Here is a 20,764-nt window from a genome sequence, read left to right as displayed (position 1 = left end):
GTGGTCTCAGCACGGAGGCCTACTCCCGCGAAGGCCAGCGGCGCGTGTCCCGCCCGGACCACGCTTGACGCTGCGCCGGGAGCGGGGAGCGAGCGCACAGTGGAGCGGGCGCACAGACGCCGGTGGGCAGGGCCGCGAGTTGCGCCGCGCCGAACTGCGCGGGCATCCCACCCAGGCCCGCGCAGTTCACCGGGCCACCGTTGTCCACCACGAGGATGCGGCTCCCTCCGGATTCCTCCTCGGCCGAGCGCACAAGCAGATTGGCGTCCTCGATGTGGAAGGTGGAGGCGGAACCATGAAGCGGCACGTGCCCGCCATACGAAGCGAATAGGGGCGCAAGGAGCAGGGCGTCAGGGTGGGCGTCACTGAGGTCTGTGGCGGGAAGGGCCCTGAACATGGGGCCATTGAAACGAAGGCCACGGCGGACGGCGGCGACCTAAAGACAACAGGGAAGGCAGCGCCTCTTCAAACGCCAAGCCCGCCTCAACCACACCTCACCCGGCCTTCGGGTTCGCGGAGCGACAATGCACCTATGTTGGATGACATCATGGACCGCGTGCGCCGCGGAGCCGAGCGGGTACAGCGCCGGGGCGAGGAAGTCGCTCAGAGCACCCGGCTGAGGCTGGAAGTGTTTCAACTGAACCGTGAACTCGATTCGCTGTATGCCCGCCTGGGCCGCTCATACCATGGGGGGGCCGACGCCGAGATGCTGGAGGGCATTCGCGAGGAAATTCGCCGTGTGGACGAGGAAATCCAGGCGCGCGAGCGGCTGATTACAGAGCTGAATGCTGAGCCCGTGGAAGGCGAGGAAGAACCCCAGGAGCCGGGGCACTCGTCTATTGTCCGGGTGTCGGCGGAACCTTCCGCCGTACAGACGCAGGGCGCTGTCCCCACCAGCACTTCCGCCGAACCCACCATCCCCGACGCCATGCCGCGTCCCGGGGACCTCCGCCTCGACAAGTCTGGCGACTGACCTTACGCCTGGCCTGCACCTTTGCTCCGCCACACATCCGGCTCACCTGGGGTCTACTGAGCTGGGGACCATAACGGCCCACAGGGACAACCGCTCATTCGGGGCGCCGTCACCGAGGTGCGGGAGCCTGGCAGAGCGACGTGGGCGGTCCTGGGCGGACCTTTGAGGGACGCGCCTTTCAGTCGGCGCTGGCCGGCCTGGAAGCCGGAGCCCCGTGCTGGTGACTTACCGCGGGCCCCAGGTCTGCATCACGGGCGCGGAAGACGGCACCTATTGACCGTTGACCGCGGCATAAATCGGTATGAATTCCAGTGGGACGTTCTGCATGCTGGCCATTTTCCCCGTGACCCGGGGTGCGGAGGACCGGTGCGAACTTACGCCGGGATCAATAATCCCCTGGCGTTCAGCGACCGAAACCTGCCGGTGATGCGCTTTGTCTGCCGCGACACGGGCATCACCGGCCATAAGGACAACGACGAAGGGGCGGACCGGGCGCGAGCTGCCCGGTCCGCCCTTTGCCCGCCTGGGAACTACAGGTCCCGGCGGCTGAAGCGCCACATCGCCAAGCCCACCGCCAGCAGGGCGTATACCCCGGACCACAGCAGCAGGGTGGGGAGAATCGGTGTGCTGCCAAAGAGGGGATTGGCCCCGCGCGCCACCTCCCCGATGTTGCGCAGGGCAGACGGCTGGAGGTAATAGCTTGCGCCGAGCCACAGCGCGTTGGTGGGCATCACGATATTGGCCAGCCGTGACAGGATGGTCAGGGTGGGACTATCGGCGAAGGTCCCGATGCTCCCCATGATCCCGCCCGCAAAGCCCACGCCATACAGCACGAACACGCCGATCCCGTTGGCGAGGGTGGTAAAGAGGGTGCTGCCCAGCACGGTCAGGCCCGTGACGAGCACCATCGAGAGCAGCATCAGCCCCGTGGCGGGCAGCGGTGAGGGCGGCACGAAGCCGGTGATCAGCTTGATGCCCACCAGGAGGGCCGCGCTCACGAGCGCCACATACACCACATTCACCGTCATGAACCCCAGCCAGCGGCCCAGCACCAGCTCGGCGCGGGTGATGGGCCGGGCAATCACCGACTGCATCACGCCGTTTTCCACGTCGGCGCTGATCGCCCCCACGGTGGACAGCACGGCCATCAAAGACCCCAGGAAAAACACCAGGTACATTCCGAAAATGGTGGCGTACATGACCGGCAGGTTGGACAGACCGCTCACGCTGCGGCCGTCCAGGCCAGCGCTGGCCGCCCGCTGATCGAGGTTCTGGTCCAGGCGGAGGACGCCGTACAGGTAAAACCCGACGAAGGCGGCGGTAAGCAGCAGCAGCACCACGACGAGCCGTTTGCGAACCGCCTCGCGCAACGAGAGTTCAGCGATGAGCAGGGCGTTACGCACGGGCTGCCCCCAGTCCCCGGGCCGCTTCCGGTGTGTCCTCGATCAGCTCCAGGAACATCGTCTCCAGGTCCGGGCGCTGCGGAGTCAGGGCGTAGAGCCGCGCGCCGTGTGCGTGAATGGCGTCGGCCAGCGCAGGCACCGTGTCCTCGTGCGTGAGCCACAGGGTCACGTCAGCACGGCCTGGGGTGTTCTCATCGGTGTGGCGGACCTCACCGAGCCGACCCAGGACCGCCAGCAATTCGGGCGTCAGGCGGTCCACCCGCAGGTTCACCGGCAAAACGCCGCCCATCAGCTCGCGCATGGAGCCCTGGCGCAGCACACGGCCCGCCTTGACGAAAGCCACCCGGTCACAGACCTGCTCGACTTCCGAGAGCAGGTGCGAGTTGAGAAACACGCTCACACCCTCGCCGCGCAGCCGCTCGATAATCTCGCGGACCTCCACGCGCCCGATGGGGTCCAGCGCGCTGGTGGGCTCGTCCAGAAAGACCAGGCGGGGCTGGGCCAGGATGGCGCCTGCCAGCCCCGCACGCTGAAGCATGCCCTTGGAGTAGCCGCCCAGCGCCTCGTGCCCGCGCCCGCCCAGGCCCACGGCTTCCAGGACACGCGGCACCTGCATGCGGACCTCGGCGGCGCTCAGCCCAGCCAGCCGCCCGTGAAAACGCAAAAATTCCTCGCCCGTCATCCAGGTCTGGAAGCGAAACTGCTCGGGCAAGAAGCCCAGGCGGGCGCGCACGGCCGGGTTCATGGGCGAGCCGCCCAGCACGCGCACCTCGCCGCCGGTGGGATGCACCAGGCCCAGCAGCATCTTGACGGTGGTGCTCTTGCCCGCCCCGTTGGGTCCCAGGAAGCCGAACACCTCGCCGTCGCCCACCGTCAGGCTCAGGCCGTCCACCACCGCCCGCCCCCGGTAGACCTTGCGTAACTCGCGCGTTTCGATGGCCGACATGGGGCCCAGCATAGAGGCCATGGCCGCGCCGCGAATGCATCAAAAGGGGGAGAAGGCGCGGGGTGGGGCAGACGCATTCTGCCCCGCGGCCTGGAGAACAACCAGGGGCGTGAAGTTGCAGTGCCAGGCAGGACAGATTGAAGGTCCTTCCGAACGAGCGTTCGCTTCACGGGGCCAGAAAAATCACACAATGGTCAACGGGGGAATAGCTTTCACCCTGAACTTCCTGAACAATGACCCCTATGTCTTCCGCCCGCCCGGAACCGGTGCCTGCACCGCCCGGCGCTCCCCTGCCCTTGCGTGAAGCGTTGGAGTCGGCGCGAACCCATGCGGCGCGGGCCGCCGCCTACCTGGCGCTGGCCCGGCACTACCGCGAACGCTCGCTGCCGCTGGCGCTGCCGCTGGCCCAGGCTGCGCTCGACTGGGCCCTGCTGGACGCCGAGCCGGGCATCACGGTAGAAGCCCTGGTGACGCTCGGCTACGTGCAGGTGGGGCAGGGCCAGCAGGAACAGGCGTTCGGCCACCTGGCGCTGGCGCTGGACCTCGCGCACGAGCACGGACTGCGGCACCTCGAGTCGCAGGTGCGCAACACCCGGGCGGTGGCGCGGCTGATTGCGGGGGACCTTCCCGGCGCGCGGCGTGACCTCATGGACTCACTGCGGCTGGCGCAGGAGGCGGGGCACCCGCAAGACCTCCTGACCGCGCACATCAACCTGAGCCACCTCAACAACCTGGCCGGGCAGTATGGAGACGCCCTGCACCAGCTCAATCTGCTCGAAGAGCAGCTCAACGGGCAGGAGGAGGGAGAGCTGCAGTACATGCGGCTGTACCTGTTTGAAAACCGCGCCCACATCTACCTGAACCAGGCCCGCGAGGCCCGGGCGCGGGGGCGCGGTGACGCTGAACGGGAAGCACGCGCACGCAGCGAGGGGTACCTCCAGGCCATCCGCGACGCCATGCGCGGCCATCCGGACCGCCTGATCGCGCTGACCACGGCCACGCACGCCGCCCGCCTGGCCCTGCTCGCCGGGGATGTGGACGCCGCGTGGCGGCACGCGCAGGCGGCGCTGGGGCACCACCTGGAACTGGGTCAACAAACGTATCTGGACGCGCACCTCGTCGTGGCCGAGGTCTGCGAAGCGCGGGAAGAACCGGAGCGGGCCCACCTCCACTACCGCGCGGCCCTCGACGCCGCGCGGCAGCAGGGGCGGCACCGCGACGTTCAGGACATCTTGCAGAAGGTGGCGCGGCTGCATGAAGCCCAGGGCCACCTGGAAGCGGCCCTGGGCACCTACCGCGAGGCGGTGAACACCGTGCAGGGTGCCCTGACCCTGCTGGCCCAGATTGAACAGCGCAACAGCGACCTGATGCGCGAGCTGCGCCAGGCCCGTGCCGAGGCGCACAGCTGGCAGGAAAGTGTGCGCCTGGCCGAGACCCAGGCGCGTCAGGACGCCCTGACGGGACTGCTCAACCGCCGGGGCCTGCACGACGCCCTGCTGCGCTTGGAGCGCGAGGACGGTCCGCTGCTGCTGGCCCTGTTTGACATCGACCACTTCAAGCACGTCAACGACCGCCACTCTCACGCGGTGGGCGACGCGGCCCTGCAGGCGGTCGCCAAATGCCTGTGCGACCACCTGCCCGATGGAGCCTTTCTGACCCGCTACGGAGGTGAGGAATTCCTGCTCGTCGTGCCGGCGGTGCCGCACCAGCCCGGCGAACTCGTCGAGCAGATGCGCGCGGCGGTGGAGGGCTCGGGCTGGAGTGACCTGCCGCCCGGCCTGTCCATCACCATCAGCGCGGGGTACGTGGTGGCCAGCCACCGTCACGGCGACCATGTGCGCGGCGCCCTCGCCCAGGCCGACGACCACCTCTACCAAGCCAAACGGGCGGGACGCAACCGGGTGCATCCGCCTGTGGGCGGGGTCTAGGTGTCAAAAGGTCAGACCGCGCCACCACCTCAGGCTTTGGCCCTGCGGTGAGACGGTCTGACCGTTGCGGCCTCAGACGCAGTTTCAGCGGGTCAGGATGTCCTCGATGCGGACCAGCACCCCTTCTTCCAGCCGGACGCCCGCCGCCTTCACGGTGTCCTCAATCTGGCCCACCTTGGTCGCCCCGGTGATGACGCTGCTCACGCCCTTCTGGCGCAGAATCCAGGCCAGGGCCAGCTGCGCCCGGGTGATGCCCAGTTCATCCGCGATGGGCCTCAGGTCCCGCACCTTCTGAATGTTCTCTTCGGTCAGAAAGTTCTTGCCCCAGTTCTCGTTCTCGGTCAAGCGCGCGCCTTCGGGCTGACCCTCGTCGTACTTGCCGGTCAGCAGACCCATCGCCAGAGGACTCCAGACCACCAGGCCCACACCCGCCCGTTCGGTGTAGGGCAAGATTTCCCCCTCCACCCGCTCGCGCCGCAGCATGGAGTATTCGGGCTGCTCGGTGACGGGCGCATGTAGCCCGTGGGCCTTGGCAAATTCCACCGCCTCGGCGATGCGGGCAGCGGGCCACATGGAGGTGCCCCAGTACATCGCGCGGCCCGAGCGTACCACTTGATCGAAGGCCATCACGATCTCGTCCATGGGCACGCTGTCGTCGTAGCGGTGGGCGAAGTAGATGTCGAGGTAGTCGGTGCCCAGCCTCTTCAAGGATTTGTCGATGCTTTCCAGCACGTGCTTGCGCGACAGGCCCCGGTCATTCACGTCGTCGCTCATGGGCCAGAAGACCTTGGAGGAGATCACCAGCGTATGCCGGGGCAGTTCGCGCAGCACCGCGCCCATCATCTCCTCGGACTTGCCGCGCGCGTACACATCGGCCTGATCGAAGAAATTCACGCCCTCCTCGTAGGCTTTCAAGACGATGTCCCGCACCATCTGCTCGTCGTTTACGCTGCGGCCGTAGGTCTCCCAGCCGCCCAGCGCCACTTCGGAGACCTTCAGACCGCTTCTGCCCAGGTTGCGATATTCCATGCCCGCTACTTTACAGAGCAAAGCAGAGGGAAGCCGTCAGATGGAGACGCGGTTAAGATTCTGTGTCCCGGCGCTGCCCCTCCGCCCGTTCCCGCCGGTGGTCCGCGTACCACTGCGGCTGCGGGCCGTCAGGCCTGTGAAGCCGTACAGCTGCGCCAGCTCGCCGATATCCAGCCTCCGCCTGGTGCGCGGCAGCATGTTCCCGTCGGCGGCGAGGGCCGCCACGCCCCGAGGCGCATCGTGGCGCGCTTCCGTCTTCCGGGTGAGTTTCTCCTCGGTATGGACAGCCAGCAGGACCGCGGTTCTCATCCAGCCTGGCGCGACGCCCCATCACAGCGGTCCCGCGTTCCCGCAGCCTGTGCCCCAGGGCGTAGACGAGGGCGTTTTCGGCCGCTGTGCTGACCTCGTCGGGCAACCAGCCCAGCGGCCCGTCGGTGCGCCAGGTGGTGCCCGCGATCATCCCGCTTTCCTGCGCAGCCATCAGCTTCAGGGCCAGCAGGCTGCTCACGTCACCGCTGTATGCCCCCGCCCGCAGCATGTTTGGCCAACCCGTTCGGGGGTTCGTCCCAGACCTCGCCCCCGGCGAGGGCCGTGCGCGCCTCAGGCGCTGTTCACCAGTATATCCAGCCGCCCGTGTTCCCGCTTGACGTGCTTCACGACGGCTTTCACCTGCGCTGGGCCCGTCTGGTTACACCTGAAGGGCGTGGCCCATCCGCAGCATAGATGGCCTCGGCGGTGTCCTCGCCAGTGGTATCGGGAAGCGCCGCCACCGTGCTGTCTCCCCGGGTCCTGCGGGCGGTCAGGACGACGCGGGCCCCCGCGGCCCCCAGTTCGGGGGCCACCGCCCGGCCAGAGAGGATTCCACCGCGCGGACGCCTGCCATCTTCTCCTGTACGCGGCAACCAAAGGCAAAGGGAGCCGGACGCGCCCTGCCCCCGACTCCCTCCTCCCTGCCCGCCTTACTTGCCTGAATCGCGTTCCCGGCGGCTGATGCTCTCGGGCGTTTCCTCCAGCGCGATGCTGGCCATCAGGACCACCTGATCGCCGCGCTGCTCGACCTCCACGTTGCTGTTGCCCGCCGGGAAGTAGCGCTTGACCACCTCCAGCAGGTCGTTGCGCAGGGCGTCCACCTTGCCGGGCGGAATCTGGGCGCGGTCATAGGCAAGTACGAGTTCGAGGCGGTCTTTGAGCGTCTCCTTGCTGCGCCGCTTGTTCATCCAGGAAAACATCTCAGGCCCCCCCGAACAAACGGCGCAGGGCGGCGAGGAACCCCCGGTTCTCTTCCAGGTTGGGGTACGGCACGTCCTCGCCCTTGATGCGGCGGGCGGTGTCCATAAAGGCCTGCCCCGCCTTGCTCTTGCCCAGCACGGCGGGCTCGCCCACGTTGGTGCTGACCAGAATGCCGTCGTCCTCGGGCACGATGCCGATAGGCTTGACGCCCAGGATTTCCAGCACGTCGCCCTCACTGAGCATATTGCCGCTCGCCACCATCTTGGGCCTCAGGCGGTTGATCACCAGGCGAATTTCGCGGATCTGCTGCGCTTCGAGCAGCCCGATGATGCGGTCCGCGTCGCGTACGCTGGAGACTTCGGGGTTGACCACCACGAGCGCGCCCTGCGCCGGAGCGGCGGCGGTCTTGAAGCCCGATTCGATCCCAGCGGGCGAATCGATCAGGATGCGGGTAAAGCCCTCGTCCTCGATGAGCTGGCGCACCACGTCCTTAAAGACCTCGGGGTCCAGGGCGTCCTTGTCGCGGGTCTGGGAGGCGGGCAGCAGGTACAGCGTTTCCACGCGCTTGTCGCGGATCACGGCCTGCGAGAGCTTGCACTTGCCCTCCAACACGTCCACGAGGTCAAAGACCACGCGGGATTCCAGGCCCATCACCACGTCGAGGTTGCGCAGGCCCACGTCCACGTCGATGACGACGACCTTCTCGCCCAGCTTGGCGAGTGCCGCGCCTATGTTCGCAGTGGTCGTGGTCTTGCCCACGCCCCCCTTGCCCGAAGTGACGACGATGACCTTGGCATTCATAACGCCCGCCAGTCTACCCTGATGGGACGGCAAGGCGCGGCGGACCTGTCATCCCTGCGCCCCACTTCAAGCGGCAGCGTGGGATGTGATCCCGGTCCTACCTTCGCCGCCCCTTTCCCCTGTACACTTTCCGGTTGAGTCTCGTGCCCGGCGTGTTCCCACGCGCAGCGGTGCGTACGCGCGGAGGAACACAGCATGACGGTAGAAGAACTGCGGCCCACCGTGGCCGTTCCCAAAGTCGGATTTATTAGCCTCGGCTGCCCCAAGGCCCTGGTGGACAGCGAGCGCATCCTGACCCAGCTGCGGGCCGAAGGGTACGAGGTGGCGCCCAGCTACGAGGACGCGCAGGCGGTCATCGTGAACACCTGCGGCTTTATCACGCCCGCGGTTGAAGAGTCGCTGAGCGCCATCGGCGAGGCCCTGGACGCCACCGGCAAGGTCATCGTGACCGGCTGCCTGGGCGAACGCCCCGAGAAGATTCTGGAGCGGCACCCGAAAGTGGCCGCCATCACAGGCTCGGAAGCGGTGGATGACGTGATGGGCCACGTACGCGAACTCCTGCCCATCGAGACGGACACCTTCACGGGGCTCCTCCCCGTGGCTGCCCACGGCATGCGTCCCGAGGAGGACCTGCTCGGCCCGACGGTCAAGCTCACGCCGCGGCACTTCGCTTACGTAAAGATTGCCGAAGGGTGCAACCACACCTGCGCCTTTTGCATCATCCCCAAGCTGCGCGGGCGGCAGGTCAGTCGCGACGCGGGAGCCGTGCTGTACGAGGCCTACCGCCTGATTGCGGGGGGCACCAAGGAGCTCATGATCATTTCCCAGGACACCTCGGCCTATGGGGTGGACGTGCGCTACCGCGAGTCCGAATTCCAGGGAGGGCAGGTTCGGGCCCACCTGACGGACCTCGCCGAGAACCTGGGTGAGATGGGCGTGTGGGTGCGGATGCACTACGTCTATCCCTATCCGCACGTGGAAAAGATCGTGGCGCTGATGGCACAGGGCAAAATTCTCCCCTACCTCGACGTGCCGCTGCAGCACGCCTCGCCTGCCGTGCTGCGGCGGATGCGGCGGCCCGGCGCAGGCAAGCAGCTCGACACCATCCGCCGCTGGCGCGAGATTTGCCCCGAGCTCGTGATCCGCTCCACTTTTATCGTGGGCTTTCCCGGCGAGACGGAGCAGGAATTCCAGGAACTGCTGACCTTTCTGGAAGAGGCGCGGCTGGACCGCGTGGGCGCCTTCACCTACTCCGACGTGGAGGAGGCGGACGCCAACGCGCTCGACAACCCTGTGCCCGAGCAGACCAAGGAAGAGCGCCTCGCGCGCTTTATGGAAGTGGCCCAGCGCATCAGCGCCGAGAAGCTCGCCGAGAAGGTGGGCCGCGTGATGGACGTGATCATCGACGAGTTTAACGATGACGAGGACGACGCACCGGGCACCAAACTTATTGGCCGTACCAAAGGCGACGCGCCCGGGATCGACGGTCAGGTCTACCTGTACGCGGGCGACTTCGCCGGGCTGATCAACATTGGCGACATCGTGAAGGCCCGCATTGAGGACAGCGACGAATATGACCTGTACGGCGAGGTGGTGGAGCGGCCCGCCTGGAAACCGAACGTGCCCCAGCTGGGACATTTCGCCAAACACTGAGGGCGAGGGGAAAACCTGGGCGCGGGGAACGTGGTTCTCTGCGCCCATTTTTCTTTACCCCGCAACCTTGCCTCCGGGCGAGGGGCCGGGCCGTTATGCTGCTCCCGTCCCCCCTTCTCCTCCGACAGACGACCGCTGAACGTTGACTGCTTAAAAAGGAGTGCCCATACGGATGACCCGGCTTAGCTGGACCGGCCTCGCCCTCACCTCGGCGGCGTTTTGCGGCTTTTTCGTGGCGAAGGGCGACTCCAAGCTCTTTAACCGCACCAATAATACGGATTCCGATTAATTTGTTATGCAAGGCCACCAATGGAAGAAGGTGAGAGAACGGATTCTCTCCCTCTGCTGTTCCAACCGACGACACTGCTCCGCAAGCAACACGGTCAGGTCTTCCAGGGTTTCGAAGTGACGATTCTTCAAGGGAGCATCGGTGAGGGACCAAAGGCGTTCGGCGGGTTGCAACTCTGGGGAGTAGGGCGGCAAGAAGACGAGCTCGATGCCCGGTGGGCACTTTAACTGCGGGGTGGCATGCCACCCCGCACCATCCAAGACCAAGATGATCTCCCGGGTCTTTCCAGCCTGTGTGTCGAGGGCAAAGCGATCGAGCACAGCCTGGAAGGCCGCCGTATTGACCGTCGGCAACAACCAGTACTGGCTCTCTCCCGTCTGAGGACAGACGAACGCACTGACATAGAGCCATTCATACCGGTGTTGGACACGCACGGTCGGTGCTTTGCCTCGCTCGGACCATTGTTTGCCGACGAGGGGTTTCAATCCCACACGGTGTTCATCCATGCACCAGACTTCTACCGCTCGTCCAGTTGCTTCAGTACGCGCCGTAGCTGCTTGGACCACGGCTGGGAGGATTTTTTTGGAACGCTTCCTGAGTGACCTGGTTGGCCTCGACATGTCGAGGCCGAGGGACCTGGAGGCTATATCCCACCGCATCCAAAAACGCATAACAGCGGCTCAGATGCACGTCCTTCTCCAATTCCTGCTTTACCCAGGACTGCACTCGTGCACCATTCCAGACACCGCCGCTGGCGGTGTCTGCACGAATCGTCCGCGCCAGGAGGAGCACTTCGGCGTCGCTGAGCAGGGTCGGTGCACCACTGTTCTGGTGTCGCTGATCTTTGAGCCCCGCCAGACCATGTTGGTGGTACGCGTCGATGATTTTGTCTGCACCTTGATACGAGTAGCCCGTGAGCTTCAGGGCTTCAGCAGCGCTTTTCCCTTCTGCCAGGAACGCGAGGAGGTGACTGCGTCGTCGTTCCACCGCGCAGCTACTCCGGCCGTAGATGCCCCAGAAGTCTTCGGCCGTGTGTTGGAAAGTAACCGTTCTGATCTCATTATTATAACTGATTATTCGGAATCCGTATCAGTCGTCATCGCGCGGGACGGCAAGCGCAGCGTGTTCACGATGATGCACGACTACGTGGGCGACGTGAAGGACTGTGCGCATCGTGCCCATTCCGGTGGTGCCCAAGCGGCAGGACATCCGCATCGGCGACCCCAGCGTCGCCAAGAAGCTCGACGCCAACAGCGCGCCCCGGCTGGTGGAGTATTTCGACGAGGACCCGTGCGCGCCAGTGGTGCTGCGAGCGGTGATGCCAGACGCCGCGACCACGGCCGCAGCCACACCCGCCCCCACTCCCGCAGCCGCTCGCGCCCAGGCCAATGGGGTCAAGGTTGAGGCCAGCTACCAAGTGGGCGAGTACGACATCCCGATTCTGAGCGCCAAGGAGCAGCGCGGGCTGGCAAGGTACCTGCGCGGCGAGGGGTACAGGCTGCCGCCTGGGGCCGACAAAATGCTGGGCGACTACATCCGGGGCGGCATGAAGTTCTTCGTGGTGCGGGTGAATGTGGCGCGCTCGCCAGGGGCGGCGGCTTTCGGCGGCCCACCGTGCTGCCGTACACGTTGGGAAAATTCACGCTGCCCATCCGCCTGGGCACGCTGAACTCGCCCGGTGAGCAGGACCTCACCGTGTACCTCCTCTCGCCCCAGGGCCGGGTGGAAACCAGCAACTACCGCACCGCGCCTGTGCCCACGGATCAGGAGGCGCCGCTGTTCGTCAAAGACCAGTCCGCGCCCTTCTACCGCCACGTCTACGCCCGTGAGGGCAAAAGTGTGGCGCTGATGGAATACGCCTGGAACACGGGCAGCTGCGGTCCCTGCTCCTCACCCCCGCCCTCTCCGGAGGAACTGAAAGCGGCAGGTGTGTTCTGGAAGCAGCAAGAAGGCTTCGGCGGCCCGGTCCCCGTCCCGTGGCCCCTTCCGCTTCCAGAAAGGCGGCTTCCCCAGCCGAGGGCCCGGCTCGGCCCGTTTTCCTGACCCGGCTGCACGTCCGTTCCACGCGCGCCACCTTCCCTCAGGACCTCTATTTCAAAATCACACAGAACCAGGACGCCTTCCAGGGCCGCTACGTCCTGCGCCGCCCCTTCAGCGGCACGTCGAGTTGCAAGGCGGCCACCGCCTACCGCACCGAACTGAAAGCGCGCGCCGAAACGCAGGCCCAGAACCTCGCGCACCTGACAGGTTGGAACGTGAACCACCTCCGGAAACGGATGCTGGAAGTGCCGTGAGCCGTTGGCCCACAGCTCGGGGCAAGAGCCAACAGCCTGTGTAAGCCTTCGCCCCTTACACTTTCCCCTGTGAGTCTCGACGTTCTCTTCGTGGTGTTCGCCGCCGTGCTCGGGTTACTGGTGGGTTCGTTTTCCAACGTGCTGATCTGGCGGCTGCCACGCGGGGAGAACATCGCCTTTCCGCCCAGTCACTGCCCGCACTGCAACCATCAACTCGGCGTGCTGGACCTCGTGCCTGTCTTTTCGTGGTTGGCGCTGCGGGGCAAGTGCCGCTACTGCGGCGCACCCATCAAGCCGCGTTATCCCACAGTGGAACTGCTGACAGGACTCGGGTACGCGGTGATCGCCGCCCTGTTTCCTTTCGCGGTATTCGGCTGGGGCACCCTGGGGCTGATGGTGCTGTTCACCCTCCTGCTGGTCGGCAGTGCGATTGACCTCGATACCTATACCCTGCCCGACGAGTTGACGCTGCCGGGCGTGGCGCTGGGACTGCTGTTCGCGCTTCTGAATACACGCTCGGGTACGGCGCAGGGCGTGTTGCCCAGCTTCTCCGAGGCGGTGCAGGGCGCACTGATGGGCGCGGGCCTGCTCGTGACCATCAACCTGCTGGGCTCGTGGGTGATGCGGCGCCTTCGCGAGCGGCAGTACCCGGAACTGCCTATCGGCTACCAGCAGATCAGCCTGGGCCTGCTGGCGGGGGCATGGCTCGGGCCGTGGTGGGGCCTTGGGGTAGCGATGCTGTCGGTGGCGGCCAACCTCGCGGCCCGGCGCGTCGTTCGTGTTCCTGAGTTGCTGACGCTGGGAGGCTGCTTGGTCAGCCTGACCCTGGGCAGCTCGGGCTTTGGCCCCGGCCTGATCCTGATGCTTCAGGGAGCGCTGGGCGGGGCGGGGGCGGTGTCGCTGGTGGCCGGGGTGTACTGGTGGATTCAGTACCGCCGAGAGGCCGAAGCCGAAGGCAGTGACGACGAACACGGCGATCCGGTGGCGATGGGCTTCGGAGACGTGAAGCTCGCCGCTGTGATCGGGGCCTTTCTGGGCTGGGAACGGCTGCTCGTGGCGGTCGTGGTGGCGGTGTTTGCGGGGGCGATCCTGGGTCTGGCGCAACTCGCCATGAAGCGCGAGAACCGCATCAAGTTCGGTCCCTACCTTGCCCTCGGCGCGCTTGTGGCGCTGATCTGGGGCCGCTCACTGGTGGACGCCTACAAGGGGATGTTGGGGCTGTAACGTGCGGGCAAACGGGCAAATAAAGGCGGGGAAGCGCTGGACGCCGCTTCCCCGCCTTCCTCTATTTGCCCGTGAGTTCCAATTCTGGCGGCAGCTTGGCGTGCGCGCCTCCCTTCCAGGGCTGGGGGCCGGCGGGAACGGGCACCCCCAGCCCCTCGTCCTCATCTCGCCCGCGCCGGGGAGGCGAAAACCGCTTTACCCCCGCGCCCGTCAATTTCCCCAGGAATTTTCGCAAACCGGGTGGGAAAAGTTTCGACATGTACCAGCGTACTCGCCCACGCTTGCCCTCAATGCAATCCGGGCACCGCCACCACCGCCGCGTCCTGGGCCACCGTCTGAACGAACCTCTCCATGTCGCGCATCACCTGATGCCCCACAAAGGCGTCGGTGTATGTGTCCAGGCTGAACAGTTCCAGCACCCGCTCGCCCGCCACACGGCGCAGGGGCGGGGAACGACCGGGGGCAGGATAGGGCCCGTGTTGGGACGCAGCTCAAGCAGGTGTTCGGCGACGGTGTGAAGTACGGGATGGGCGTTGGCGGTGGTGCCCAGCCGCGCGCCTTCGGGTGCGGTCCCAGCACCTTCCTCACAGGGCGGCGGGGCCCGAGGCGTGGCGCACCCGAAAGGCGAACAGCGCGGCGATCAGGTATTTCGCCAGGATGTCGGCAAAGATGATCTGGAGGATGAAGTTGGTGCTCTCGTCGCCCCCAAAGGCCAGCAGCGTGAACAGGACGGAATCGAGGGGCACGCTCACCGCATTGCTCGCCAGCACGCGCGTCCACCAGCTTTTCTCGATAAGCCGCTGGTACACGGCGGTGTCGGCCAGCTCGCCCACCAGGATTGCCAGGAAAGACGCGCCGATAAAGCGCCAGGGGGTGTGCGTCAGCATGGCGGCGGCCGTATTGACAATCAGGGCACACGCGATGGCGAAATACACGGCCTTCAGTCCACCCGCGCGGTGAATGCGGTCCCGCAGCGTAAACACGGCGGCGAAGAAGACGGTGCCCACGCTGAGCTGACCGAACACAGGCAGAGGAATAAAGTTATTCAGCGTGAGGTTGGCCGCCAGGATGCTCGCGGCGTACAGGGCGGTCAGCAGCAGGGCGGACCGGGGAAACGGGGACGGGTTCATGTGGAGCCTCCAGCCACAGCGACAAAACAGGTCACGGACCGCCCGCCAGAGTAGCAGCCGGAGCCCAGCCTGAAGCGTGCGGTCCGTCCTGCCGCCCGCTGCTGACCTGGCCCTGTGCGTTCGTCCGGCCCCTGTTTGTCGGGCAACGCTGGAGCCCTCTCCCCGGTGGCTTGGTGCCACATCACCCTTTGGGCGCGCTCCTCGCTCTGACGCCGCCACTGCCCGCGGGGCCAACTGGGGCTCTACGGCGCGGCTTGACCCTCCGTCTAAAAATCACGCAGCAGTGGCGGGGTCAGCGTCTGCGCTCCCAGCACCTCGGCCAGCCAGAGAAACTTGGGATCGTGGGCTGGATTCGTCCAGGCGGGCGACTGGACAAGCAGCAGCGCCGTCACGTCCGCCGGATCGGGCAGGGCGTCCGCCGGGTAGCGCATGCGGCGCAGCGTGACCCGCTCCAGCACATCGGGCGGCAAGAGCGGCGCCAGTTCGGAACGGGTGCGGTCCAGGTCAAACCCTTCCGCAACGGGCAGGCCCGCGTGCCACTCGGGGTACAGGCAGGTGTAGCGCCCCACCCGTCCGGCCCGCAGCCCCAGTCCCGCCCAGTTGCCGGGGCGCACGCGCTTGCCGTCGCCGCTGCGGCTGGCGAGGTCGTGGTGGCTGTCCAGGTTCAGGATGTCCCCTCCCGGACAGGCCTCCAGCCAGTCCCAGCCATCCGCATGGGTCAGGGTGACGTGGGCCGACACGCCCGCGTAGCGCTCCAGGGTCTCCCAGCCGGGGTAGAGGGGAAAGTCCGCCTCCAGCGGTGTCCAGTCAGGCGCAGCGCCGTCCCGCTGGCGCGCCCGCTCGCGCCAGGCTTCGAGCCGGTCCACGTCGCGGTCCCGCGTGCCCCAGATGGGGGCGTCGAACACCAGTTCCCGCGTTCCCGAAAAAGCGTCCCAGTCGATGCTCAGCAGCATGGAACGTCCTGCCCGGCTGACCGCTGGGGCTCGCCCACTTCAGAATTCCAGCCCATAGCTCACGCTGGCCGGTTCGCGGACAAACCCCAGCCTGTCGTTGATGGCGAGCATGGGCGCGTTGCCGCTCTCGTTGTCGGTGCGGATGTGGGGCGCGCCGAGGGCCTGCGCCTCGCGGATGGCCCGCAGCTTGAGCAGTGTGGCGACGCCCTGCCCGCGTGCGGAGCGCACCACGCCCGTCAGTCCCGTCAGCAGGTCCGGGCTGGCCTCGGTGCGGAAGAGGGAGGTCTGGCCCACCCACGCGCCGTCCCGGTCCTCGGCCACCAGGTAAGCCTCTGGAATCAGGCCGGGGTCCCCGATCACCGCCTCCTCGAACACCTGCCGCGACAAGGGCGTGGCGGGTTCGGAACGGGGCACGTCCCCACGTACACCGTTCATGAGGGCGTGGAGGCGGGCATTCAGGTCCGGCGTTCCGGCCCGGCGCAATTCGGCCAGGCTGCGGACGCGGTAACCCCGCGCCCCCAGCCGTTCCTCCAGCGCCGCGTAAGGCGCGGCGTCGAAGGTTCCCAGGTCCAGAGCGCTCAGGAAGTAGCGCCTGCCGGGCGTGAATCCCCGCCGGGTCAGAAAGCCGGGAGCAACGGGATGGTCCTCTCGGGCCAGGGTGCGCACGCCCTGGGCGCCCAGTTGGGTCAGTTCCCTGTGCAGCGCGTTCCAAAGGGCCCTCCCCACGCCCCTCCCCTGCCGCGCCGGGGCAACGGCGCACTCCAGCGAGAAGCGGTGCGGGTGGTACATCCCCGGATTCTGGTACACGGAGGTCAGCCCCACCAGTTCCGGGCCGTCCAGCGCCACCAGCGTGAAGGTGGCAAAGCCCCAGCCGCGCTGCTCGGCGTCGCGCTTGCGAAAGTCTTCGGCACTGAAGGGGTCGTGGGGCACCGCCGCGTTCCACAAGCGGGCCGCTGCCTCCCACTCGCCCTCCCCGATGGAGCGGATGACGCTCATACCCTGCCCCGCCGCATCTCGGTCCAGGCGGGCTGTTTCACAAAACCCAGGCGTTCGTTCAGCGTCAGCATGGGGCGGTTGGTGGTGGCGTTGCCGGTCCAGATGCTCACGGCTCCCTGCGTGCGGGCGAGTTCGATGGCGGCGAGCTTGAGGGTGAGGGCCAGCCCCTGACGGCGGTAGGCACGGCGGGTGCCCGTCAGACCGGTATTCAGGCGGCCCAGATCGTTGGGCTGCCGGTACAGCTCGGTCAGGGCCGCGATCTCGCCCTCCGGCGTGAGGGCGAACAGCACGCCTTGTGCAAACGCCTGCGGGTGCTTGCCACGCTTGCGAAAGGCTTCGAGGGTCAGCGGCGTGGCCTCACCCGTGCGGGGCACGTCCTCACGGATCTCGGAAAAGGCCGAGTGGTACGTCTCCCAGGCAGCGTCCTCGCCCACTTCGCCGATCAGTTCGGCCAGCGAGACCTGCCGCAGACCCTCCGGCAGCCGGGACTCGGCCCTCCAGGGCGAGGCATCGAAAGCCGTCACGTCAAGCACGTTGTCGAAAAAGCGCATGGCTTCCACGAACCCCTGCCGGGCCAGAAAGTCCAGGCCGCGTGGGTGGTCCTCCTGGGTGCCCGACAGCAGTTCCTGGGCACCGCGCGCGGTCAGATGCGCCTCTGTGGCCTCGGCCAGTGCGCGGCCCACACCCCGCCCCTGTGCGGCGGGGTGCACCATCACTTCCACGTGGTAGCGGTCCGGGTGGAACATGCCGGGGTGCTGTCGCACGTCGCTCAGGCCGATCAGTTCGCCCGCCCGCTCGGCCACCAGACACCAGACGTGGAGCTTCAGGGGGTGGGCGCGCAGCTCCTGCGTCTCGTGGACCAGACTGTCCGCATCGGCAGGATGCTCCGGCCAGACGGCGCTCCGCAGGGTGGCGACGCTGGGAGCGTCGGACAGGTCCGCCTCGCGCAGGGTAAAGGTGGAGGCTGGGGAGGGCGCGCTCACGCCTCGCCTCCCGCCTCAGCCCCGTCAGTACCGCTGGACGGCCCGTCCAACTGCAACTCGTAGCGCAGGTGCGTCGGGCCGCGCACGAAGCCCAGAGCCACGTTCATGCCCAGCATTGCCTTGTTGGGCGGATCGTTGAAGGTGCGAATCTCGCCACCGCCCCGCGTGGCCAGCGCCCGCATGGCCGCCACTTTCAGCGCCTTGGCGATGCCCCGGGCCCGGTCCTCGCGCCGCACGCCGGTCATGCCGATCACGTAGAAGCCGCCCGGATTGCGCATCAGCGTAGAGTAGCCGACGTAGGGGCCCGTCAGGGGATCATTAAGGTCCGGACGCACGGCCACAAAGGAGAGTTCGTGCTCGAAAGTGGGGTCTTCCAGCTCCTGCCGGACCCAGGCTTCCAGGGGCCGCCGGGTGAGGGTGGTGCCCATCGGCACGTCTTGAAAGAGCAGCCAGTCCAGTTCCCACAGCCGCTTATCCCGCGCCGGATCGGAGGCGAGGTCGGCCACGCTCCGCAACTCCACGCCGGCTGCCGCCACGCCTTGCATCAGGTCGTCGAACTTGCCCAGATTCGCCACCGCCGTATCCAGCCGCGACTCGTAGCGCTCCCAGGCCACGCGAAAGCCCCGGCGTTCCAGAAAGGCGCGGCCCGGGGCATGGTGGGGCTGATCCGAGAGCATGGTGCGGACCTCGCGCGCGCCGCGTGCACGCAACCGCGAGAGCAGCTCGCCGTACAGGGCCGAGCCAATGCCCTGACCCCTCGCATCAGGGTGGACGTTGAGATTGCCCCAGTAGCGCCACTCCTCGAAGGCGAAGTCGTCGTGGCCGACGCGGCCCACGGCCCGCACGCGTCCGCCCTGCTCGGCCACCGCATCGGTGTGGTAGAGCGCCTGGTCCCGCGCTTCTTCCCAGACCTGCAGCAGCTCGGGCGTCACGGGCCAGGCGGGGTCAGAGGCGGTAAGCACCTCGGCGATGTCGGGGTAATCCTGCGGCTTGCGAAGTTCACGCATGGAAAATGTTTTTGGAGCAACAGTTGAGGTCATGGCGTCATCGTGCTTCAGCGGAGGGTGAGCGCACATCCGCCGACTGCGCTATGCCCGCTGCGCAGTCGGCAACCCCGCCCTATGCTGGGCCGCATGACCGAGGCTTCTCTCAAACTGCTGCTGATCGTGCCCCATCCCGACGACGAGGTGTATGGAGCGTCGGGCACCATGATGGACCTGATCGGGGAAGGCCACCGCTGCGGCCTCGTGACCCTGACCCGGGGTGAGGCAGGCCGGACGCTGGGCCTGTGTGACGGCCCCGAGGAACTCGCCCGAATGCGGGCGGTGGAGCTGCGCGCCTGCCTGGACGTCATCGGGGTGCAGGTGCGCGAGCAGCACGCCTTTCCCGACAAATACCTCAAGGACCAGCCGCTGGACACCCTGGCCGAGGTGGCGCGGGACGCCATGCTCCGCCACCGCCCCGAGACGGTGCTGACCTTTCCCCCCAATGGCAGCAACGGGCACCCAGACCACGTGACCACCCACCGGGCCGTACGCCAGGCCTGGGACAGCCTGCCCGGAGCCGAGCGCCCCCGCCTGTGGTACTACGCCAACCCCACACCCCCTGAGAACGGGGCCCTGCGCGAGCAGTGGCTGGCCCCAAACATCCTCCGCGACGTGACCCACCACACCGGGCGCAAGTTGCGGGCCATCGGCTGCCACCGCACCCAGGCGCTGAGCACGGTGGATTTCCTGCGCCACTTCGCCCACCGCATCACGCAGGAGACGTTCCACGAGGTGCAAGGGTAAAACGCCCAAAAAAAGCAGCGTGGGATGGGGAAAAATTCCCCATCCCACGCTGCTTTTGCCTGACGCTCAGGGCAGCTTCTTCGCCATCTCCAGGTGCATGGCGACGACGGGCTCGCTCTTGGCCGCGTAGGCGAGGGCCTGGGCGTCCTTCCCAATGGTGCGGTAGGTCTTGATCAGGTCCAGGGTCATGGTGTGGCCCTGCACCTGCACCTTCTTGTACATCGTGTCGAAGGCGGCGCCGGACAGGGTGCTGAGCTTGTTGTACTGCAGGCGCTGATCGGCTCCCGGCTTGTCGGCCAGGCGCACCCCCTTCTTCGCAGCCAGGGCTTCGAGCTCGGCCTGGGCCTTGGTGTGGTGGTTGATCATGGTCTGGGCAAAGGCCCGGACCTCGGCGTTGCTGCTCTTTTTCAGGGCGAGCTGCGAGGTCGTGATCTCGGTGAGGTTGCTCATGGTCATGACTTCCATAAACAGCACGTCGCTGTCGTTGGACACCTGGGCGGTGCTGACCGGGCCCATGGGCATCCCTTCCATGCCGCCGGCGAGGGCGGTAGCGGAGGGCAGGGCGAGCGAGAGCATCAGGGCGGACAGGGCAAGTCGCTTCTTCATGGGGAAACCTCCTGGTTTGGCCCATGCAGCCTGACAGGCCCGGCGCCCGGGTAACACCCCTTCTTCCTTTAGCCGTTCGTAAGTAGGAATAGAGAAAGCATTAGGCCCCGTTGACGAACGGCCAGGATGGTAGGCGAAGCTACGGCACTCCAACTTGGGGAGCGCAGCGAATGCCAGGGAGGAACGTATTTCGGCGCTTTGATGGTCAGCCAGTCGGGCGATCAGGCTGCTCCTCCTCCCACTCGCCCACCGGGATGAAATCCACGTCCTCGCCCTCGGTGGCCGTCACGTTGTAGCGCGAGTCGAAGCGCACCACGAGTTCGCCGCGGTCAAAATGCTGCGCGCTGACCACCGGCTTGCGAAACAGGTAACCGCCGCCTTCGTCCGCACCGATATGGGCCGCTTTCGTAAAGCGGAACTCCACCACGTCGCCGTGCCGCCGGGTCCTGATCCGCACGCGAAAGGTATGCTCGTCCTCCCGCTTGACGTACGGGTTCGGGCCGCCCGCCTTCTTCTTGCCGAACAGACCGAACATG

The 20,764-nt window shown here is 66.8% G+C and carries 24 protein-coding genes and 1 pseudogene; 7 read left to right on the top strand and 18 right to left on the bottom strand.

Features of this window, described 5'->3' with window-relative positions:
- Positions 1–19: 19 nt before the first annotated feature.
- Positions 20–397: an RraA family protein gene (locus B9A95_RS16710; RefSeq protein ID WP_084048339.1), complete on the bottom strand. Its 378-nt coding sequence runs from the start codon at positions 395–397 to the stop codon at positions 20–22.
- Positions 398–532: 135 nt separating this feature from the next.
- On the opposite strand from B9A95_RS16710, the gene B9A95_RS16705 reads away from it, so the two are divergent.
- Entirely contained in the window at positions 533–973 is a 441-nt protein-coding gene (locus B9A95_RS16705) for a hypothetical protein (protein WP_084048338.1), read from the top strand.
- A gap of 530 nt (positions 974–1,503) precedes the next feature.
- Here B9A95_RS16705 and B9A95_RS16700 read toward each other — a convergent pair.
- Complete coding sequence (locus B9A95_RS16700; protein ID WP_084048337.1) at positions 1,504–2,376, bottom strand: ABC transporter permease subunit; 873 nt, start codon at positions 2,374–2,376, stop codon at positions 1,504–1,506.
- Complete coding sequence (locus B9A95_RS16695) at positions 2,369–3,322, bottom strand: ABC transporter ATP-binding protein (RefSeq protein ID WP_245808343.1); 954 nt, start codon at positions 3,320–3,322, stop codon at positions 2,369–2,371. Before B9A95_RS16695 ends, B9A95_RS16700 begins: the two co-directional genes overlap by 8 nt.
- A gap of 242 nt (positions 3,323–3,564) precedes the next feature.
- Here B9A95_RS16695 and B9A95_RS16690 point away from each other — a divergent pair, with 242 nt between their 5' ends.
- Positions 3,565–5,250, top strand: a complete 1,686-nt coding sequence (locus B9A95_RS16690; RefSeq protein ID WP_084048335.1) for a GGDEF domain-containing protein — start codon at positions 3,565–3,567, stop codon at positions 5,248–5,250.
- An 84-nt stretch (positions 5,251–5,334) separates the two neighbouring features.
- Here the strand turns inward: B9A95_RS16690 and B9A95_RS16685 are convergent, their stop codons facing one another.
- The 4 genes from B9A95_RS16685 to minD all read right to left on the bottom strand — a co-directional run bounded on the left by B9A95_RS16685 (position 5,335) and on the right by minD (position 8,310).
- A complete protein-coding gene (locus B9A95_RS16685; RefSeq protein ID WP_084048334.1) occupies positions 5,335–6,279 on the bottom strand; it encodes an aldo/keto reductase family protein in 945 nt (314 codons plus the stop codon).
- Between the two features lie 36 nt (positions 6,280–6,315).
- Positions 6,316–6,588, bottom strand: a complete 273-nt coding sequence (locus B9A95_RS16680; protein WP_084048333.1) for a hypothetical protein — start codon at positions 6,586–6,588, stop codon at positions 6,316–6,318.
- 650 nt (positions 6,589–7,238) lie between these two features.
- Positions 7,239–7,508, bottom strand: a complete 270-nt coding sequence (minE, locus tag B9A95_RS16675) for a cell division topological specificity factor MinE (RefSeq protein WP_084048332.1) — start codon at positions 7,506–7,508, stop codon at positions 7,239–7,241.
- A 1-nt stretch (position 7,509) separates the two neighbouring features.
- Complete coding sequence (minD, locus tag B9A95_RS16670; protein ID WP_084048331.1) at positions 7,510–8,310, bottom strand: septum site-determining protein MinD; 801 nt, start codon at positions 8,308–8,310, stop codon at positions 7,510–7,512.
- A gap of 195 nt (positions 8,311–8,505) precedes the next feature.
- Here minD and rimO point away from each other — a divergent pair, with 195 nt between their 5' ends.
- On the top strand, positions 8,506–9,963 hold the full coding sequence (rimO, locus tag B9A95_RS16665; protein WP_084048330.1) for a 30S ribosomal protein S12 methylthiotransferase RimO: 1,458 nt from the start codon (positions 8,506–8,508) through the stop codon (positions 9,961–9,963).
- Between the two features lie 285 nt (positions 9,964–10,248).
- Here the strand turns inward: rimO and B9A95_RS16660 are convergent, their stop codons facing one another.
- Complete coding sequence (locus B9A95_RS16660; RefSeq protein ID WP_170928465.1) at positions 10,249–10,872, bottom strand: IS630 family transposase; 624 nt, start codon at positions 10,870–10,872, stop codon at positions 10,249–10,251.
- Positions 10,790–11,239 (bottom strand): winged helix-turn-helix domain-containing protein, encoded by a 450-nt coding sequence (locus tag B9A95_RS16655; protein ID WP_084048329.1) that lies wholly within the window; start codon positions 11,237–11,239, stop codon positions 10,790–10,792. Before B9A95_RS16655 ends, B9A95_RS16660 begins: the two co-directional genes overlap by 83 nt.
- A 178-nt stretch (positions 11,240–11,417) precedes the next feature.
- Here B9A95_RS16655 and B9A95_RS37210 point away from each other — a divergent pair.
- From B9A95_RS37210 to B9A95_RS16635, 3 genes and pseudogenes are all read left to right on the top strand, one after another.
- Positions 11,418–12,295, top strand: a pseudogene (locus B9A95_RS37210) (DUF2330 domain-containing protein).
- A complete protein-coding gene (locus B9A95_RS16640; protein WP_084048326.1) occupies positions 12,229–12,546 on the top strand; it encodes a hypothetical protein in 318 nt (105 codons plus the stop codon). Before B9A95_RS37210 ends, B9A95_RS16640 begins: the two are co-directional and overlap by 67 nt.
- 69 nt (positions 12,547–12,615) lie before the next feature.
- Positions 12,616–13,770, top strand: coding sequence for a prepilin peptidase (locus B9A95_RS16635; protein WP_084048325.1), 1,155 nt, complete (start codon positions 12,616–12,618; stop codon positions 13,768–13,770).
- A 61-nt stretch (positions 13,771–13,831) separates the two neighbouring features.
- Here the strand turns inward: B9A95_RS16635 and B9A95_RS16630 are convergent, their stop codons facing one another.
- From B9A95_RS16630 to B9A95_RS16605, 7 genes are all read right to left on the bottom strand, one after another.
- Positions 13,832–14,029 carry a hypothetical protein gene (locus B9A95_RS16630; protein ID WP_084048324.1) on the bottom strand — a complete coding sequence of 66 codons (198 nt, stop codon included), beginning with the start codon at positions 14,027–14,029 and terminating at the stop codon, positions 13,832–13,834.
- Between the two features lie 28 nt (positions 14,030–14,057).
- Positions 14,058–14,204: a hypothetical protein gene (locus tag B9A95_RS33845; protein ID WP_170928679.1), complete on the bottom strand. Its 147-nt coding sequence runs from the start codon at positions 14,202–14,204 to the stop codon at positions 14,058–14,060.
- Positions 14,205–14,354: 150 nt separating this feature from the next.
- Positions 14,355–14,900 carry a VUT family protein gene (locus tag B9A95_RS16625; protein ID WP_084048323.1) on the bottom strand — a complete coding sequence of 182 codons (546 nt, stop codon included), beginning with the start codon at positions 14,898–14,900 and terminating at the stop codon, positions 14,355–14,357.
- 266 nt (positions 14,901–15,166) lie between these two features.
- Entirely contained in the window at positions 15,167–15,853 is a 687-nt protein-coding gene (locus tag B9A95_RS16620; protein WP_084048322.1) for an arginase, read from the bottom strand.
- Between the two features lie 39 nt (positions 15,854–15,892).
- Positions 15,893–16,849: a GNAT family N-acetyltransferase gene (locus B9A95_RS16615; protein WP_084048321.1), complete on the bottom strand. Its 957-nt coding sequence runs from the start codon at positions 16,847–16,849 to the stop codon at positions 15,893–15,895.
- Complete coding sequence (locus B9A95_RS16610) at positions 16,846–17,832, bottom strand: GNAT family N-acetyltransferase (RefSeq protein ID WP_084048320.1); 987 nt, start codon at positions 17,830–17,832, stop codon at positions 16,846–16,848. Before B9A95_RS16610 ends, B9A95_RS16615 begins: the two co-directional genes overlap by 4 nt.
- The gene (locus tag B9A95_RS16605) at positions 17,829–18,872 is read right to left on the bottom strand and encodes a GNAT family N-acetyltransferase (RefSeq protein ID WP_084048319.1); all 1,044 of its coding nucleotides are present in this window, start codon (positions 18,870–18,872) and stop codon (positions 17,829–17,831) included. Before B9A95_RS16605 ends, B9A95_RS16610 begins: the two co-directional genes overlap by 4 nt.
- Positions 18,873–18,965: 93 nt before the next feature.
- On the opposite strand from B9A95_RS16605, the gene B9A95_RS16600 reads away from it, so the two are divergent.
- Complete coding sequence (locus B9A95_RS16600; RefSeq protein WP_084050779.1) at positions 18,966–19,622, top strand: PIG-L deacetylase family protein; 657 nt, start codon at positions 18,966–18,968, stop codon at positions 19,620–19,622.
- A gap of 66 nt (positions 19,623–19,688) precedes the next feature.
- Here B9A95_RS16600 and B9A95_RS16595 read toward each other — a convergent pair whose 3' ends face one another.
- Entirely contained in the window at positions 19,689–20,228 is a 540-nt protein-coding gene (locus tag B9A95_RS16595) for a DUF4142 domain-containing protein (protein WP_084048318.1), read from the bottom strand.
- Between the two features lie 205 nt (positions 20,229–20,433).
- Positions 20,434–20,763 carry a hypothetical protein gene (locus B9A95_RS16590; RefSeq protein WP_084048317.1) on the bottom strand — a complete coding sequence of 110 codons (330 nt, stop codon included), beginning with the start codon at positions 20,761–20,763 and terminating at the stop codon, positions 20,434–20,436.
- Position 20,764: the final 1 nt, after the last annotated feature.

This window comes from Deinococcus hopiensis KR-140, assembly GCF_900176165.1.
In the GTDB taxonomy this organism is placed as follows: Bacteria; Deinococcota; Deinococci; order Deinococcales; family Deinococcaceae; genus Deinococcus; species Deinococcus hopiensis.
Note: the sequence above shows the minus strand (reverse complement) of the source record. Positions and strands in the feature narration are given on the sequence as shown.